The 16,852-nt window shown below is 69.7% G+C and carries 16 protein-coding genes; 3 read left to right on the forward strand and 13 right to left on the reverse strand.

Annotated elements, in window-relative coordinates:
• Nucleotides 1-58 precede the first annotated feature (58 nt).
• The 5 genes from AB0G47_RS40315 to AB0G47_RS40335 all read right to left on the reverse strand — a co-directional run bounded on the left by AB0G47_RS40315 (nucleotide 59) and on the right by AB0G47_RS40335 (nucleotide 5,854).
• A complete protein-coding gene (locus tag AB0G47_RS40315) occupies nucleotides 59-1,717 on the reverse strand; it encodes a bifunctional uroporphyrinogen-III C-methyltransferase/uroporphyrinogen-III synthase (RefSeq protein ID WP_360780921.1) in 1,659 nt (552 codons plus the stop codon).
• Nucleotides 1,714-2,673 carry a hydroxymethylbilane synthase gene (gene hemC, locus AB0G47_RS40320; protein WP_360780924.1) on the reverse strand — a complete coding sequence of 320 codons (960 nt, stop codon included), beginning with the start codon at nucleotides 2,671-2,673 and terminating at the stop codon, nucleotides 1,714-1,716. Before hemC ends, AB0G47_RS40315 begins: the two co-directional genes overlap by 4 nt.
• A complete protein-coding gene (locus tag AB0G47_RS40325; protein ID WP_360780927.1) occupies nucleotides 2,670-4,508 on the reverse strand; it encodes a glutamyl-tRNA reductase in 1,839 nt (612 codons plus the stop codon). The genes hemC and AB0G47_RS40325 overlap by 4 nt, the downstream gene beginning before the upstream one ends.
• Nucleotides 4,505-5,260 carry a redox-sensing transcriptional repressor Rex gene (locus AB0G47_RS40330; RefSeq protein ID WP_360780930.1) on the reverse strand — a complete coding sequence of 252 codons (756 nt, stop codon included), beginning with the start codon at nucleotides 5,258-5,260 and terminating at the stop codon, nucleotides 4,505-4,507. Before AB0G47_RS40330 ends, AB0G47_RS40325 begins: the two co-directional genes overlap by 4 nt.
• 318 nt (nucleotides 5,261-5,578) lie before the next feature.
• Nucleotides 5,579-5,854, reverse strand: coding sequence for a glutaredoxin family protein (locus AB0G47_RS40335; protein WP_360780933.1), 276 nt, complete (start codon nucleotides 5,852-5,854; stop codon nucleotides 5,579-5,581).
• A gap of 125 nt (nucleotides 5,855-5,979) precedes the next feature.
• Here AB0G47_RS40335 and AB0G47_RS40340 point away from each other — a divergent pair, with 125 nt between their 5' ends.
• The 3 genes from AB0G47_RS40340 (at nucleotide 5,980) to AB0G47_RS40350 (ending at nucleotide 9,511) form a co-directional block, all read left to right on the forward strand.
• Nucleotides 5,980-6,921: an HAD-IB family hydrolase gene (locus tag AB0G47_RS40340; protein ID WP_360780936.1), complete on the forward strand. Its 942-nt coding sequence runs from the start codon at nucleotides 5,980-5,982 to the stop codon at nucleotides 6,919-6,921.
• A 301-nt stretch (nucleotides 6,922-7,222) separates the two neighbouring features.
• Nucleotides 7,223-8,014 (forward strand): ECF subfamily RNA polymerase sigma factor, BldN family, encoded by a 792-nt coding sequence (locus tag AB0G47_RS40345; protein WP_266863626.1) that lies wholly within the window; start codon nucleotides 7,223-7,225, stop codon nucleotides 8,012-8,014.
• Nucleotides 8,015-8,281: 267 nt separating this feature from the next.
• Nucleotides 8,282-9,511, forward strand: coding sequence for a DUF5667 domain-containing protein (locus AB0G47_RS40350; protein WP_360780939.1), 1,230 nt, complete (start codon nucleotides 8,282-8,284; stop codon nucleotides 9,509-9,511).
• Between the two features lie 65 nt (nucleotides 9,512-9,576).
• On the opposite strand, the gene AB0G47_RS40355 is transcribed toward AB0G47_RS40350, so the two are convergent.
• The 8 genes from AB0G47_RS40355 to AB0G47_RS40390 all read right to left on the reverse strand — a co-directional run bounded on the left by AB0G47_RS40355 (nucleotide 9,577) and on the right by AB0G47_RS40390 (nucleotide 16,747).
• Complete coding sequence (locus tag AB0G47_RS40355; protein ID WP_360780942.1) at nucleotides 9,577-10,647, reverse strand: lysophospholipid acyltransferase family protein; 1,071 nt, start codon at nucleotides 10,645-10,647, stop codon at nucleotides 9,577-9,579.
• A 14-nt stretch (nucleotides 10,648-10,661) separates the two neighbouring features.
• The gene (locus tag AB0G47_RS40360) at nucleotides 10,662-11,708 is read right to left on the reverse strand and encodes an NAD-dependent epimerase/dehydratase family protein (RefSeq protein ID WP_360780944.1); all 1,047 of its coding nucleotides are present in this window, start codon (nucleotides 11,706-11,708) and stop codon (nucleotides 10,662-10,664) included.
• Nucleotides 11,709-11,942: 234 nt separating this feature from the next.
• Complete coding sequence (locus AB0G47_RS40365) at nucleotides 11,943-12,041, reverse strand: AURKAIP1/COX24 domain-containing protein (protein ID WP_003948845.1); 99 nt, start codon at nucleotides 12,039-12,041, stop codon at nucleotides 11,943-11,945.
• A 124-nt stretch (nucleotides 12,042-12,165) separates the two neighbouring features.
• Nucleotides 12,166-12,375, reverse strand: coding sequence for a helix-turn-helix domain-containing protein (locus tag AB0G47_RS40370; protein WP_266863634.1), 210 nt, complete (start codon nucleotides 12,373-12,375; stop codon nucleotides 12,166-12,168).
• Nucleotides 12,376-12,506: 131 nt separating this feature from the next.
• Nucleotides 12,507-13,322, reverse strand: coding sequence for a phosphatase (locus AB0G47_RS40375; RefSeq protein ID WP_360780948.1), 816 nt, complete (start codon nucleotides 13,320-13,322; stop codon nucleotides 12,507-12,509).
• Nucleotides 13,323-13,615: 293 nt separating this feature from the next.
• Nucleotides 13,616-14,788 (reverse strand): acetoin utilization protein AcuC, encoded by a 1,173-nt coding sequence (locus AB0G47_RS40380; protein WP_360780951.1) that lies wholly within the window; start codon nucleotides 14,786-14,788, stop codon nucleotides 13,616-13,618.
• Complete coding sequence (locus AB0G47_RS40385; RefSeq protein WP_360780954.1) at nucleotides 14,739-15,962, reverse strand: MFS transporter; 1,224 nt, start codon at nucleotides 15,960-15,962, stop codon at nucleotides 14,739-14,741. The genes AB0G47_RS40380 and AB0G47_RS40385 overlap by 50 nt, the downstream gene beginning before the upstream one ends.
• Before the next feature lie 140 nt (nucleotides 15,963-16,102).
• Nucleotides 16,103-16,747 (reverse strand): HAD family hydrolase, encoded by a 645-nt coding sequence (locus tag AB0G47_RS40390; protein ID WP_360780957.1) that lies wholly within the window; start codon nucleotides 16,745-16,747, stop codon nucleotides 16,103-16,105.
• Nucleotides 16,748-16,852 lie beyond the last annotated feature (105 nt).

A 16,852-nucleotide genomic window follows, 5' to 3' on the forward strand; every position in this document is an offset into this window, starting at 1 on the left:
GGACGAACTCGGCGAAGCCGGTGACTACGGTACGCCCGGCTCCGCCCGCCCCGCAGGGTCAGGGTGCCGTACGCCGCCTACGGGAACCCGGCCGCCGCTCACTCGGCCGCGTGACGGGATCACCGGCCTCCAGCGCGGCCGCCCTGCGGCGGGAACCGAACTCGGCCAGCGCCTCGGCCAGCTTGTGGACCGACGGCTCGGGAGCCATCACGTCCACCCGAAGCCCGTGCTCCTCGGCGGTCTTCGCCGTGGCGGGGCCGATACAGGCGATGACGGTCACGTTGTGCGGCTTGCCGGCAATACCGACCAGGTTCCGCACCGTGCTCGAAGAAGTGAAGAGCACGGCGTCGAAGCCGCCGCCCTTGATCGCCTCACGCGTCTCCGCCGGCGGCGGCGACGCCCGCACCGTCCGGTAGGCGGTCACGTCGTCGACCTCCCACCCAAGATCGATGAGACCGGCCACCAGCGTCTCGGTGGCGATGTCGGCGCGCGGCAGGAAGACCCGGTCGATCGGGTCGAAGACGGGGTCGTACGGCGGCCAGTCCTCAAGCAGGCCCGCGGCCGACTGCTCACCGCTCGGCACCAGATCGGGCTTCACGCCGAAGGCGATCAGCGCGGCAGCGGTCTGCTCGCCCACCGCCGCGACCTTGATCCCGGCGAAGGCACGGGCGTCGAGCCCGTACTCCTCGAACTTCTCGCGTACGGCCTTGACGGCATTCACCGAGGTGAAGGCGATCCACTCGTACCGCCCGGTGACGAGCCCCTTGACCGCACGCTCCATCTGCTGCGGCGTACGCGGCGGCTCGACGGCGATCGTCGGCACCTCGTGCGGCACGGCGCCGTACGACGTCAGCTGGTCGGAGAGCGAGGCCGCCTGCTCCTTCGTACGCGGGACGAGCACGCGCCACCCGAAGAGCGGCTTCGACTCGAACCACGACAACTGGTCGCGCTGGGCGGCGGCGGAGCGCTCACCGACCACGGCTATGACGGGCTGCCCGCCGTCGGGCGACGGCAGCACCTTCGCCTGCTTCAGGACCTGCGCGATGGTGCCGAGCGTCGCGGTCCAGGTGCGCTGGCGCGTCGTCGTACCGGCGACGGTCACCGTCATCGGGGTGTCGGGCTTGCGCCCGGCGGCCACCAGCTCACCGGCGGCCGCCGCGACGGAGTCGAGCGCCGTCGAGACCACCACGGTCCCGTCGGACGCGCCGACCTCGCTCCAGCAGCGGTCGGAAGCGGTGCGGGCATCGACGAAACGTACGTCGGTGCCCTGGGCGTCGCGCAGCGGAACACCCGCGTAGGCGGGCACACCGACCGCCGCCGCGATGCCGGGCACCACCTCGAAGGAGATGCCCGCGGCGGCGCAGGCCAGCATCTCCTCGGCGGCGTACGTGTCGAGGCCGGGGTCGCCGCCGACGGCACGCACGACCCGCCTGCCGCCCCTCGCTGCCTCCATGACAAGATTGGTCGCGGCTCGAAGAGAGGGCGCATCGGTGGTAGCTGACGCGTCGTCAACTGCCTGCGGGTGAGGTGTGTCCACACCTCCCCGGGCATGCGCGCGCACGACGTCGAGCACATCCGGCTCGGCGATCAGGACGTCCGCCCGGGCCAACGCCTCGACAGCGCGCAGAGTGAGCAGTCCCGGATCTCCGGGTCCGGCACCCAGGAAGGTGACGTGCCCGTGTGCGGGAAGGCCGGGAAGGTTCGAGGTGGGGCTCAAAGTACTCGCTCCCCCATCAGACCGGCCGCGCCCTTGGCAAGCATCTCGGCAGCGAGTTCGCGGCCGAGCGCCAAGGCTTGGTCATGCGTCTCGGGCACGGGACCGGTGGTGGACAGCTGCACCAGCGTCGAGCCGTCGGTTGTTCCGACGACGCCGCGCAGGCGCATTTCCTTGACAATCTGCCCGTCGGCCAGCAAGTCGGCCAGCGCGCCGACAGGCGCACTGCAACCGGCTTCCAGGGCGGCGAGCAGGGATCGCTCGGCGGTCACGGCGGCCCGGGTGTACGGGTCGTCGAGCTCGGCGAGCGCGGCGGTCAGCGACGCGTTGGACGCGGCGCATTCGATCGCCAGTGCCCCCTGGCCGGGGGCGGGCAGAACTGTGTCGACCGACAGGAAGTCGGTCACCTCGTCGATCCTGCCGACGCGGTGGAGTCCGGCGGCGGCGAGCACGACGGCGTCGAGCTCCCCCTTGTGCACGAATCCGATGCGGGTGTCGATGTTCCCGCGGATCGGCACGGTCTCGATGGTCATGCCGTGGTTCCGCGCATAGGCGTTCAGCTGCGCCATGCGGCGCGGCGAACCCGTGCCGATGCGCGCGCCGTTCGGCAGCTCCGCGAAGGTCAGGCCGTCGCGCGCGATCAGCACGTCACGGGGGTCCTCGCGCAGCGGCACGGCGGCCAGCACCAGGTCGTCGGGCTGGGCGGTCGGCAGGTCCTTGAGCGAGTGCACGGCGAAGTCGACCTCGCCGGCAAGGAGCGCGTCGCGCAGGGCGGTCACGAAGACGCCGGTGCCGCCGATCTGCGCCAGGTGCTCACGCGACGTGTCGCCGTACGTCGTGATCTCCACGAGCTCCACGGGGCGGCCCGTCAACTGGCTCACTGTTTCGGCCACTTGGCCGGACTGGGCCATGGCCAGCTTGCTGCGCCTGGTCCCGAGCCTGAGTGCCCTCTCGGTCATGCCCGGCCTCGATTCGGGTCGTTGTTCTCGTCGTGCTGGTCGTTCTGGTTGTTGAGGTGGTCGGCCCTGCTGACGGCGGCGACCGTCTGCGGGTCGAGGTCGAAGAGGGTGCGCAGCGCGTCCGCGTACCCGGCGCCGCCGGGCTCGCCCGCCAGCTGCTTGACCCGCACGGTCGGCGCGTGCAGCAGCTTGTCGACGACGCGGCGCACGGTCTGCGTGATCTCCGCGCGCTCCTTCTCGGCGAGTCCGGGGAGCCGTCCGTCGAGCCGGGCGATCTCGCCGGCGACGACGTCGGCGGCCATGGTGCGCAGGGCGACCACGGTCGGCGTGATGTGCGCGGCCCGCTGCGCGGCGCCGAAGGCGGCGACCTCGTCGGAGACGATCGCGCGGACCTGCTCCACGTCGTCGGCCATCGGGGCGTCGGCGGACGCCTCGGCGAGCGACTCGATGTCGACGAGGCGTACGCCGTCGATGCGGTGCACGGCGCCGTCGATGTCGCGGGGCATGGCCAGGTCGAGCAGGGCGAGCAGGACGTGCCCGGTCTCGACCATCGAGGGGCCACGGCGCTCGGGCACCCGCCCGGTGGCGGTCACGGCCGCGGCGAGCGCGGTGATGGTGCCGGCCTCGGCGCGCAGGTCGAGGGCCTCGTCGTCACGGCGCTCGGCGGGCGCGTTGTCGACCCAGGCGGCGTGCTGCTCCAGGGTCGCGGCATCCATCCCCGCGACGGCGTCCTCACCCATGACGGAGAACCCGACGCCGCGGTTGACGGCCGCGCCGTCGAGCGAACCACCGGTCGCTTCCACGCCGGCCCCCGACGACGCACCCGCGCCGGAGAGGCCGAGCGGGCAGGCTTCGTCCGCCGCGGCGCCCTCGGCACCTCGTGCCGCGGAGTCGTCGGCCGGGCGGCTCGCGCCACCCGTCACCGTCCCGAAGCGGGGGGCCGACCGCGGGGCCGCCACCGACGCGTGGGCCGTCGCCACGGCCGTCGGCGAAGCCGTACGGCCCGCCAGCGCCGCCGTCACGGCCTCCGCCGTCAGGACGAGCCCGGTCGCCCCGGTGCAGGAAACCGCCACATCGGCACGTGTCAGTTCGGCCGCCACCTGGTCCATCGCGACGGCGCGGGCGCTGGTGCCGTGGCCGCCGTCCGCCAAGATCTCGGCGAGCCGCTCGGCCCGCTCCAGGGTGCGGTTGGCGACGACGACCTCGTCGACCCCGGCCCGCGCGAGCGTCGCCGCGGCCAGGGAGGACATGGATCCGGCGCCGATGACCAGGGCGCGCTTGCCCTTGGCCCACGCCTCGACCGGCTCGCGCCCGGCGAGCTGCTCGAGGCCGAAGGTCACGAGCGACTGCCCGGCCCGGTCGATCCCGGTCTCCGAGTGCGCGCGCTTGCCGACCCGCAGGGCCTGCTGGAACAGGTCGTTGAGCAGGCGCCCCGCGGTGTGCAGCTCCTGCGCGCGCGCCAGGGTGTCCTTGATCTGCCCGAGGATCTGTCCCTCGCCGACGACCATCGAGTCCAGGCCGCAGGCCACCGAGAACAGGTGGTGGACGGCTCGGTCCTCGTAGTGGACGTACAGATAAGGGGTGAGCTCCTCAAGCCCCACACCGCTGTGCTGGGCGAGCAGCGTGGACAGCTCGGCGACGCCCGCGTGGAACTTGTCCACGTCGGCGTACAGCTCGATGCGGTTGCAGGTGGCGAGCACGGCCGCCTCCGCGGCGGGCTCGGCGGCGAGCGTGTCCTGCAGGAGCTTGGCCTGCGCATCGGGAGCGAGCGCGGCCCGCTCCAGGACGCTCACCGGAGCACTGCGGTGACTCAGCCCTACGACAAGGAGACTCATGCCGGCATCACGGCGGGGACGTCCCCGTCGGGTCCCTTCCGCTGCTGCTTGGCGTCGGCGGGCGGCATGGCCTCGTCGGCGGTCGCTTCCTCACCGGCCTTGCGCTGCTCGTGGAAGGCGAGGATCTGCAGCTCGATGGAGAGGTCCACCTTGCGTACGTCGACACCGTCCGGCACGGACAGAACGGTGGGCGCGAAGTTGAGGATCGAGGTCACACCGGCGGCGACGAGCCGCTCGCAGACCTGCTGGGCGGCGCCCGCCGGGGTCGAGATGACGCCGATGGAGACGCCGTTGTCCTTGATGATCTTCTCGAGCTCGTCGGTGTGCTGCACCGGCATGCCCGCGACGGGCGTGCCCGCCATGGCCGGATCGGCGTCGATGAGCGCGGCCACACGGAAGCCACGCGATGCGAACCCGCCGTAATTGGCAAGCGCCGCGCCGAGGTTACCGATGCCGACGATGACAACCGGCCAGTCCTGGGTCAGACCGAGCTCACGGGAGATCTGGTAGACGAGGTACTCGACGTCGTAGCCCACACCACGCGTCCCGTAGGAACCGAGGTACGAGAAGTCCTTGCGCAGCTTCGCGGAATTGACCCCCGCGGCGGCCGCGAGCTCCTCGGAGGAGACCGTGGGCACCGAGCGCTCCGACAGTGCGGTGAGGGCTCGGAGGTACAGCGGAAGCCTGGCGACGGTGGCCTCGGGAATCCCTCGGCTGCGGGTCGCCGGTCGGTGAGTTCGGCCAGTTGCCACGGTGCTCCTGCGGGTAGAGCGGGGCTGCAGGCGGTCACACGTCCCCAGACCGCCCCGTCGAATGCAGGCTATGTCTTTGTGAACGCGTGCACAAAGATGGTGTCCGATTTGCCCGGCCAACGTGACCGGGGTCACGCGCCCCCGGCGCACGATCCTGGAACCGGCGCTCAGACGGCGGCGTTGCTCACTTGATGGGGGCAAAACCGCACACTCTCCTCACGATCATCGCCCCCGAGACCAAAACCGCCCACGATCCTAAGGGACCTTTCGGGCCACTTGGACTCCTCAGTCAGTCTCGATCGGTCTCGATTCGGACTACTAGGCGAGCGCACGCCGAAGTCGATCTTCGTTCACCCGCCAGAAGGTGTGCTGTTCACCGTCGACCAGAACCACCGGAATCTGTTCCCAGTAGGCCCGGTTGAGCTCCTCGTCCTGCGTGATGTCCTTCTTCTCCCAGGCGACTCCCAGCTCGCCGCAGACCTTCTCGATCACCAGCTGTGCGTCATCGCACAGATGGCAGCCGGGCTTGCCGATCAAGGTGACCGTCCGGTCCTGCGGACGCTTCTTCTCCGTACGGCGAAAAATCGGGCTCATGACACCATTCTCGCTCCGCCGACGCGCCGCGCGGCCCGTCCGTTTAACGGTGCCGCCGCGAAGAGTTCACAGGGTCGAATCCTGCCGACTCCGGAACCACCGAACGAACTAGCTATGCTCACGGCATGGCCGCTCTCGGATGGCTCACCCCCCGTAGGCGCTCCGCCACGGCGCGGAGCGTGTTGGCAGGCGAGGCCTCGGCTGAGGCAGCGCGCAAGTCCTCCCAGGAGCTGGAGGAACTGGCGGAGGCCGCGCCCGACGAACAGGACCAGGAGCCGGAGTTCCCCGTCGTCGGCGACGACAAGGCCGCCGCCTTCTTCGACCTCGACAACACCGTGATGCAGGGCGCCGCGATCTTCCACTTCGGCCGCGGCCTCTACAAGCGGAAGTTCTTCGAGCGCCAGGAACTGGCCCGATTCGCCTGGCAGCAGGCGTGGTTCAGGCTCGCCGGCGTCGAGGACCCCGAGCACATGCAGGACGCCCGCGACAGCGCCCTGTCCATCGTCAAGGGCCACCGCGTCGCCGAGCTGATGTCCATCGGCGAGGAGATCTACGACGAGTACATGGCCGAGCGCATCTGGCCCGGTACGCGCGCCCTCGCCCAGGCCCACCTCGACGCGGGCCAGAAGGTGTGGCTGGTCACGGCCGCGCCGGTGGAGATCGCCACGGTCATCGCCCGCCGCCTCGGCCTGACCGGCGCGCTCGGCACGGTCGCCGAGTCCATGACCGGCATCTACACCGGAAAGCTCGTCGGCGAGCCCCTGCACGGCCCCGCGAAGGCCGAGGCCGTCCGCGCACTGGCCGGCGCCGAGGGCCTGGACCTGGCCCGCTGCGCGGCGTACAGCGATTCGCACAACGACATCCCGATGCTCTCGCTCGTCGGGCATCCGTACGCGATCAATCCCGACGCCAAGCTGCGCAAGCACGCCCGCGAGCGGGACTGGCGCCTGCGGGACTACCGCACCGGCCGCAAGGCCGCCAAGGTCGGCATCCCGGCCGCCGCGGGCGTCGGCGCGATCGCGGGCGGCACGGCCGCGGCCATCGCCCTGCACCGCCGCCGCCACTGAACATTCCGTCGGTCCTACCCCGTCCGGGCTCCCGCCAGTCCCGTTGGTAGCACTCGGCCACAACACGCCCCGCGCTTAGACGGAATGTGACCCGACCTGATCAATATCCGTTCACTGTCTGCTACTTGAACGGGCACGGATCGGCAACACAAGCGACGTAATCGGTGATTTAAGCAACTGGGTGTAGCGCCGCCTGTACGAAGCGTTATTCTCCTCAGACGCATAACGGACCTCACACGTCGCTACGACGAGTGAACGGTCCCGCACTGCACGTGATGGAAGCTCTGCCTCTGGGAGTCCCGTGTACCCACACGTCGGGGTTGACGCCTCGGGCCTGGCTACGCTGCGCGCAACGGTCGCCGACCGCTTGCGCGGCTTCGTCCCCACCGCGTACGCCGGCCCCGCCGTCCCCGCATTTGCCGTCCCCACGCCCGCCGGGCCGCTCTACGCCCTGGCGGACAGCGGCGCGGCGGTCAGCAGACGGACTCGTTCCGCCTCTGCCGCCACCTCAACCCCCACCCATCGCCGTCCCGCCGCGGACAGCGACAGCGCACGCATGATGGATCTCGTCGAGCGCGCCCAGGCCGGCGAGTCCGACGCCTTCGGCCGTCTCTACGACCAGTACAGCGACACGGTCTATCGCTACATCTACTACCGCGTCGGCGGCAAGGCGACCGCCGAGGACCTCACCAGCGAGACCTTTCTGCGCGCCCTGCGCCGCATCAGCACCTTCACCTGGCAGGGCCGCGACTTCGGCGCCTGGCTCGTCACGATCGCCCGCAACCTGGTCGCCGACCACTTCAAGTCGAGCCGCTTCCGCCTCGAAGTGACCACCGGCGAAATGCTCGACGCCAACGAGGTCGAGCGCAGCCCCGAGGACTCCGTCCTGGAGTCCCTCTCGAACGCCGCACTGCTCGACGCCGTGCGCCGCCTCAACCCCCAGCAGCAGGAGTGCGTGACGCTGCGCTTCCTGCAGGGCCTCTCGGTCGCCGAGACCGCGCGGGTGATGGGCAAGAACGAGGGCGCGATCAAGACCCTCCAGTACCGCGCCGTCCGCACCCTGGCCCGGCTCCTGCCGGACGACGCACGCTGACGCCACGGACCGCCGACGGCCGTCCATAGCCGTGGGTAGCGCTCAACTCACCTTCCGTGGCGGCCAGATGGCCGCCACGGACTTCTGGCGGTCCGATCATCCTTCGTCCGTAACCCAAGTGCCGCGACGCTCGTTGTGCGGGATGCAGGCTCCCTGTGGTCGCACCCTGATCACCTCCGCTCACTCATTCGTGTGGATGTGCTCAAGGTGTGCAACCCTCAGGACCCCCTGGGGAGTCGACCGTCATGACGAGAGGAGGTGCCGCCAGTGATCGCGAACGTATCGGCACACCGGCGGGCGAACGCCTTCGCCCAGGCCCTGGAGGAGCAGTCCGACCAGGACCCGGCGGCCGAGCAGACCGACGATTCCGTCACGCCCGATCCAGCGCTGTCCGAACAGGCGGCCCCGGACCGGATGTTGACCCTGGCGACCGGCCTCGGCGAGCTGCCGAAGCCGGAGCTTGATCCCGAGGTCAAAGTGGTCCAGCGGGCCCAGCTCGTAGCCGCCATGGAGGCCATGCTCCTCGAGGGCACGGCCGCGGGCGGCGGCACCACCGGCACATCGGTGCCCGAACAGCGGTCCCGCAAGGGCGCCCACCGGGCCACCGGGCTGCGCAAACTGCGGCCGCGCTCCCGGCTGTCCAAGGGCATCGCCGCGGGCGGGCTCACCGTCGGCGTCGCCGCCGGGGCGTTCAGCGGAGTGGCCGCGGCGAGCTCGGACGCGCTTCCGGGCGATTCGCTGTACGGCCTCAAGCGCGGCATGGAAGACATCAAGCTCGGCATGGCCGACGACGACGGCGACAAGGGCGAGATCTACCTCGACCACGCCTCGACCCGGCTGAACGAAGCCCGCCGGCTGATGGAGCGGGGCCGCACCGGCGACCTCGACCACGAGTCCCTCGGCGAGGTCAGGCGAGCGCTCTCCGGCATGCAGCACGACGCCGCCGAAGGCCACCGCCTGCTGCACGAGGCGTACGAGAGGGACGGATCGCTCGGCCCCATCCAGGCCCTGTCCGCCTTCTCCGAGTCGCACCGCAACAGTTGGAGCGACCTGCAGAGCCGCCTGCCCGTCCAACTGGGCGACGTGGGCGATCAGGTCAACTCGGTCTTCGACGCGATGGAGCAGGAAGTGGACCCGCTCCGCTCCCTGCTCCCCCGCACCCCGGACACCAGCGACACCCCGGACAGGCCAAGCCAGGGCTCCTCCGGCTCCTCCACCCCGGACGACCGCCCGTCCGCCCCCAAGTCTTCCCCCGGCGGCGGCTCGAGCAACGACAACAAGCCGCACCCGTCGAACTCGTACGGCAGCGGCGAGGACGAAGGCCTGCTCGGCGGCAACACGGGCGGCCTCCTGGACCCCCCGAAGACCGACACGACCCCGACCCCGTCGGACGGCAAGCCCGAGAACGAATCCCCCCCGGCCAAGCCGGGCGTAACAGTGCCCCCGCTCCTGCCGGGCCTGCTGCCGGGCTTGGAGATCGAGGGCGAGGACGAGTAGCAAGAACGCCGGCCGGGCTGGACATTCCAGCCCGGCCGACGTTTTGAGCCCCGTACACCGCCCCCTCAGAAGAACACGGACCGCCGCTGCACCAGCAGCTTGTACAGCGTGTGCTGAATCTGCTCCCGCACCTGATCCGTCAGGTTGAACATCAGCATCGGATCCTCGGCAGCCTCCGGCGGATACCCATCCGTCGGAATCGGCTCCCCGAACTGAATCGTCCACTTCGTCGGCAACGGCAACGCCCCCAGCGGCCCGAGCCAAGGAAACGTAGGCGTGATCGGGAAGTACGGAAAGCCAAGCACCCGCGCCAGCGTCTTCGCGTTCCCGATCATCGGGTAGATCTCCTCCGCCCCCACGATCGAGCACGGAACGATCGGCGTCCCCGTCCGCAACGCGGTGGAGACGAACCCGCCCCGCCCGAACCGCTGCAGCTTGTACCGCTCGCTGAACGGCTTCCCGATGCCCTTGAACCCCTCCGGCATCACCCCGACCAGCTCACCCCGCTCAAGCAGCCGCTCGGCATCCTCCGCGCACGCCAGCGTGTGCCCCGCCTTGCGCGCGAGCTCATTCACGACCGGCAGCATGAAGACCAGATCCGCCGCGAGCAGCCGCAGATGCCGCGCCTGCGGATGGTTGTCGTGCACGGCGACCTGCATCATCAGGCCGTCGAGCGGCAGCGTCCCCGAGTGATTGGCGACGATCAGCGCCCCGCCGTCGGAGGGGATGTTCTCGATGCCCTTCACCTCGACGCGGAAGTACTTCTCGTACAGCGGCCGCACCAGGGACATCAGCACCTGGTCGGTGAGCTCCTCGTCGTACCCGAAGTCGTCGACCTCGTACTCCCCGGTGAGCCGCCGCCGCAGGAACGCGAGCCCGCCCGCGATGCGCCGCTCCAGGCCGCCGCCGCCCCGCGGCTCGGGTGCGGTTCCCGGCTTCGGCGCCGGCTCCGCCGAAGGCACCGGCTCGGCCCGCTCCACCCCCGGCTCGCCGTCCTGCTGGGCCGGCATGGCCGTGACCTCACGCACGGCTGCCGGATCGTTCTTGCGCCGGGTCGCGCCCCTGCGCCGCGTCGGGCGCTGGGCGCCCCCGCGCGACCGGTCGTCGTCGAACGGAATGACCTTGGCGTCCGCCATCGTTGACGCTCTCCTCAGTTGGCGCTCTGGTTGCCCACGAAGGGCAGCGTGGCGATCCGGTCCAAGGCCCCGGCGACGGCCTGCGGCGGCAGAAGCCCGGGACCCCGACTGCGTACGAAATCCGCGAAGGTCTCCGCGGTGGTGTATTTGGGCCGGAAGCCCAGTGTCTCGCGCATCTGCCGTGTTGCGACCACTCGGCCGTGGGTGAGCAGCCTGATCTGCTCGGGCGAGAAGTCCGTCACGCCCACCGTGCGCAGCGCCTGGCCGACCCAGGTGACCGCGGGCATGAACACCGGGAGCGTAGGCCGTCCGAGCCGCCGCGAGCACTGCGAGAGCAGCAGCAGGCCGTCGCCCGCGATGTTGAACGTGCCGCTGTTGAGCGTCCCGCGCCGCGGGTCGTGCGCGGCCAGACGGAGTACCTCGATCGCGTCGTCCTCGTGCACGAACTGCAGCCGCGGGTCGTAACCGAAGACGGTCGGCAGCACCGGCAGCGAAAAGTACTCGGCGAGCGGTGAATCGGCGGCCGGGCCCAGGATGTTGGCGAACCTCAGCACACACACCGCCACGTCCGGGCGGCGGCGGGCGAATCCGCGTACGTACCCCTCGACCTCGACGGTGTCCTTGGCGAAGCCGCCGCTGGGCAGCGACTTCGGCGGTGTCGTCTCGGTGAAGACCGCCGGGTCGCGCGGCGCGGAGCCGTACACATTGGTCGACGACTTCACCACGAGCCGTTTGACCGTCGGTGACTTCTGGCAGGCGCCGAGCAGCTGCATGGTGCCGATGACGTTGGTCTCTTTGAGTGAACCCCGGCTGCCGCCGGCCAGCGCGGTGCCCGTGACGTCCATGTGCACGACCGTGTCCACGGAGAACTCGGCGAGCACCTTGGCGATCGCCGGCTGCCGGATGTCGGCCTGGACGAAGTCCGCGCCGCCCAGATGGTGCTCGGGAGGGACCGCGTCCACGGCGACCACCCGGTCGACCTCCGGATCGCGCTGGACGCGTCGGACGAACCGCCCGCCCAGTTGTCGAGCCACCCCGGTCACGAGCACGACCTTGCCCAAGATCAGCGCCTGCCTTCCCCAGCCCTCGAAGTCCTGACGCGCACCGTCATCACTCTCCCGGCACACGCTAGCGGGTCGATGTTGCGCTGTGATGACCGCCTGCTGCAGGAAGTGACGACAGCCACACCAGAGGCCCATAAAAGCCCAGGTGAACCCGGGAAACTCCGCGGAAAACGCCGAAGCCCTCCCGCCGGATGGCGGGAGGGCTTCGGGACGCGCTTGTACAGCTGTCGCTTACTTCTTGTTGCGACGCTGAACGCGGGTGCGCTTCAGCAGCTTGCGGTGCTTCTTCTTGGCCATCCGCTTACGCCGCTTCTTGATAACAGAGCCCACGACTACCCTCGCTCACTTCTCTTCACTAAGTGCGGGGCAGCAGACTGGGCCCACACGACCTACGTCGGCCTAGCCTACCCGCCTCTGAGTGAGGGACGTAATCGAGGTGGATCGAGGGACCCTGTCAGCCCGCCTCGACCCCTACATAGGACTCGCGGAGGTACTCATGAACCGCCTGCTCCGGGACCCGGAAGGACCTTCCGACCCGGATGGCGGGCAGATGACCGCTGTGCACCAAGCGGTACACGGTCATCTTGGACACTCGCATAACCGCGGCGACTTCCGCCACGGTCAGAAACGCAACCTCGTTCAGCGGCCTTTGGTCTGCAGCCATGACACCCCACCTGAACCTTCCGCACATGACGGGCACCGGCTTCCCCTTCCGGTGACTCTTCGTCCCTGCGCGCTCACTCCCAGACTAGGGGCGGATGATGCGAGTGGGGAAGAGGAGTAGCCATCGGCCGCCTACTGTGACAGACACGCTCGATTGAGTACATAGCGAGTAAGCGGTCGGTAGTAATCAGACCGCACAGCGTCATCAAGCGGAACGACGACGGACACCTGCCCCTCGGCCTCTCCGACGAACAGCGCGGGATCATCCGTATCCGCCAGACCGATCGCCTCAAACCCCAGCTGACCTGCCCCGCAGACCCATCCGTGGTCCCCGATGACCAGCTCGGGCAGGGGTCCCGGACCCTCCGCGGCGGCCGCGAGGGCGGCCCGAACCGGGAGCGGTGAGTGGGTGTGTGCGCCGGTCTCACTCCCGGTGGGACGCACGCCGGGTTCCCGCACCAGCGCGACTCCTTGTACGTAGTCAAGGTTGTACGTGCGTAGGCCGAACCGGGTCGTTATGTCGACACTGTTGCCCTGCGCGGGGGTGAGGACGGTGCACCCGGCCGCCGACAAGGCGTCCGCCAACGCGGCGTAGAACCCGAGCAGCCGGTGCGGATGCCCGGTCCCGAAGAGCACGGGAAGCCGCCGCCGCATGGCATCCGCGAGCCGCTCCGCAAAGGCGTCGAGCGCGGCCAGCGTCCGCTCGGGGTCGATGACATCGGCGCCCGTGGTGTGCCGGGGGTCCGCCGACACCCCGCACTTGTCGGCCATGAGCCCGAGCAAGTCCCGGGACTCCCAGTTCCATTCAGGGTCGAGCCCCAGCAGTATCCGCGGATCCCGGGCCGCGAAGAGCCGGTAGCTCCGCAGGCTCTCTTCCCGGGACGTGGCCACAGGCCCGGCCAACCGAGCCGCCAACAGATGCGCCCGCAGGGCGCCGGTGCTCAACACCCAGCCGATGCTGGCGCATCCCACCCCCCGGGACCCCCAAAACCCCGGAAACCCCCCACAGTTGGCGTAACGAGACGTACCCTCCCCGACAGGGCCCCAGCCGACGGCCAACCGTCCCGGATGCCCCCTACCCCCGCGGCCCCTCGCCTCGTTGTGGGCAGGCGCGCTCCACACCCCGCCGCCCTCGTTGTGGGCAGGCGTTCCGCACGGCGGAACGGGTGGGCACAACGCACAGCTACCGGGCACCGATTCAGCCATGCGCCCCCGCACGGGGCCCGGGGCGGAGCCCCGGATTACGCCAACAACCCCCGCAACGGAAACACCGCCCGCCGCGCAGCCAACACCGCCTGGTCAAGCCGATCGGCAGGGTCATACCCCGCCTCCCACTCCTTCCAGGAGACAGGCCACCGCCCATCCGTCATCCGCGCCGGCCCCAACTGCCTCGTACGGGCGAAGACTTCCTGCCGCCAGGCCTCCGGAATCACCTCGGAGGGCGAAATCTCCCGCCCCGCAGCGATGGCGACCAGATGCGTCCACGACCGAGGCACGACATCCACCACGGCATAGCCACCCCCACCCAGCGCGACCCACCGCCCCTCCGCGTACGCATGCGCCAACTCATGGCAGGCAACCTGCACCCCCCGCTGCGCATCCAGCGAAACGGCAAGATGCGCCAGCGGATCCTCGAAGTGCGTATCGGCCCCGTGCTGAGTGACAAGCACCTGCGGCCGAAAGTCCGCAAGCAACTCCGGCACCACGGCGTGGAACGCCCGCATCCACCCCGCGTCCCCGGTCCCCGCCGGCAACGCCACATTCACGGCCGACCCCTCCGCCGACGAAGAGCCCGTCTCCGAGGACCACCCCGTCTGCGGAAACAACGTCCGCGGATGCTCGTGCAACGAAATCGTCAGCACCCGCGGATCGTCCCAGAAGGAGGCCTGCACCCCGTCCCCGTGATGCACATCGACATCCACATAAGCGACCCGCTCGGCGCCCAGCTCCAACAGCCGCGCAATGGCCATCGACGCATCGTTGTAGATACAGAACCCCGAAGCGGCCCCCGGCATCGCATGGTGCAGCCCACCCGCGAAGTTCACCGCGTGCAGCGCTTCCCCGCGCCACACCGCCTCGGCCGCCCCAACCGACTGCCCGGCGATCAGCGCCGACACCTCGTGCATCCCCGCGAAGGCAGGATCATCCGGAGTGCCCAGGCCATAACTGCCGTCCGCCGACGACGGATCGGCGGACGCGGCCTTGACCGCCTCCACATAGTCCTCGCGATGCACGAGCCGCAGCGTCGAATCACCGGCACGCTTGGCCGCGACGACATCCATCTCACGGTCGAGCCCGAAGGCACCGACCAGACTTCTGGTCAGCGCGAGCCGGACCGGGTCCATGGGGTGCTCAGGACCGAAGTCATAGCCCGTTACTGCCTCGTCCCACATCAACTGTGCGCGGCCGCTCATGCCCGTCACCGTATCGGTCCGCTCCGGGGGCGAAGGACCGGGCATACAACAAGGTCACGAGCACCAACACCATGGGAACGAGCATCGCCCCGCGGTAGTTCCAGGCATCCCCCAGCGCCCCCACCAGCGGCGAACCGATCAAGAACCCCACGTAGTTGAAGACATTGAGCCGCGCCACAGCGGCATCCGACGCCCCCGGGAAGAGCCTCCCCGCCGCGGCGAAAGTCTGCGGGACGATCACGCACAGCCCGAGCCCCAGCACGGTGAAACCCAGGATGCCGGTCCACGCCCCGGGCGCCGCAGCCACGACCGCGAACCCGAGCGCGGCCACCACCGACCCAACCCGCACCACCGCCACGGCCCCGAACCGCCGGACCCCCAGGTCCCCGAGCCCTCGCCCCAGCAGCGTCATGACCATGTAGACGTTGTAGGGAACGGTCGAGACCTCTTCCGAGCTCCCCAACACATCCTGCAGATACTTCGCACTCCAGTTGGAGACGGTCGAGTCCCCGATGTACGCGAAGGTCATCACCAGACAGAGCGGAAGCAGCACCTTGAAGACGACGGGCCCGCCCTTCCCCTCACCGCCGTCACCCACAGCAGCCCCGGCACCGGCACTGGCATCGACGTACCAACGACTCCCCACCAACGCCGCGGGCAGCAGCACCACGACCACCGGCAGATACGACACGAACAGCGACAGATCCCAGTGCGCCCCCGCCCAAGCGATCGACGCCCCCGCGATCCCGCCCAGGCTGTACGCCGCGTGGAACCCGAGCATGATGCTGCGCCCGTAAGCCCGCTGCAGACTCACCCCGAGCATGTTCATGGACGCGTCGAGCGCCCCCACCGCGAGCCCGAACACCCCGAGCGCCACGGCGACCTGCCACAAGGAATCCCCCGCACCGACCCCGAGCAGCGCCAGGAGCACCACGGGCTGCGACCACCGCAGCACCCGGCTCGGCCGCACCCTCTTGACCATCCACTCCGTGCCGACGCTTCCGACACCGGCGAGGATCGGCACCGCGGCGAGGAAGACCGGCAGCAGGCCGTCGGATATCCCGTAGCGATCCTGAATGGCGGGAATCCGCGTCACCAGCAACGCGAAGGTGACCCCCTGCACCAGGAAGCTCAACGCCAAAGAGGCCCTGCCGCGCCGCAGCTCGTCCGTCATGGCTGCTGAGCGTAGAACCCCTGACTACTGGTGGGTAGATAGATCACCCACCCAATTCCTCGCACACGTCGCACGAAGCAGGGGCAGCCGGCGCCGCCCCTCACCGCCCGAGCCCGGCGACCTGCACCACCCCGCTCACGTCATACCAGCAGGTCAGGCAACTCCCCCATGTCCCCGAAGAGTTCAGTGGCCCCGGAAAGCCTCTCGGCGGGAGTCATCGCAGTGAACCCATACACATCCATCCCGGCGGCGACGGCGGCACGCACCCCCAGCGGACTGTCCTCGACCACCACGCACTTCTCGGGCGCGACACCCATCCGCTCGGCGGCGTGCAGAAAGAGATCAGGCGCCGGCTTCCCCCGCCCCACATCCTCGGAACTGAAGATCCGCTCGTCATCGAACCACCGGTCGAGCCCGGTACGCCGATGCCCGACCCTGATCCGCTCATGGCTCCCGGACGAGGCCAGGCAGTAAGGCACCCCGCCGGCGACGAGCTTCTCCAGCACCTCGAAAGCCCCCGCCACAGGCTCAAGATCCCGCTCAAAAGCCGCGAAGACCCGCGAGTGAAAGGCCGAGTCAAAATTCTCGGGCAGCCGCTGTCCGGTGCGCTCAAGAATCAGATCGTGTACGCGATGCATGGCGGCCCCCATGTAGTCGCGCAGGGAGTCCTCGTACGTGGTGGGGTGACCGAGCTCGGTCAGATAGCCCGCAAGAATGGTGTTGGAAATCGGCTCGCTGTCCACGAGAACGCCGTCATTGTCGAAGATGACCAGTTCGTATCGCATACCACGACCCTAAACGCAGAAAACCCCCGCACCGTATCCCGGTGCGGGGGTCTCCCATTCAAAAATAGTTCGGCGGCGTCCTACTCTCCCACAGGGTCCCCCCTG

Source organism: Streptomyces sp. NPDC021622 (assembly GCF_040640795.1).
In the GTDB taxonomy this organism is placed as follows: Bacteria; Actinomycetota; Actinomycetes; order Streptomycetales; family Streptomycetaceae; genus Streptomyces.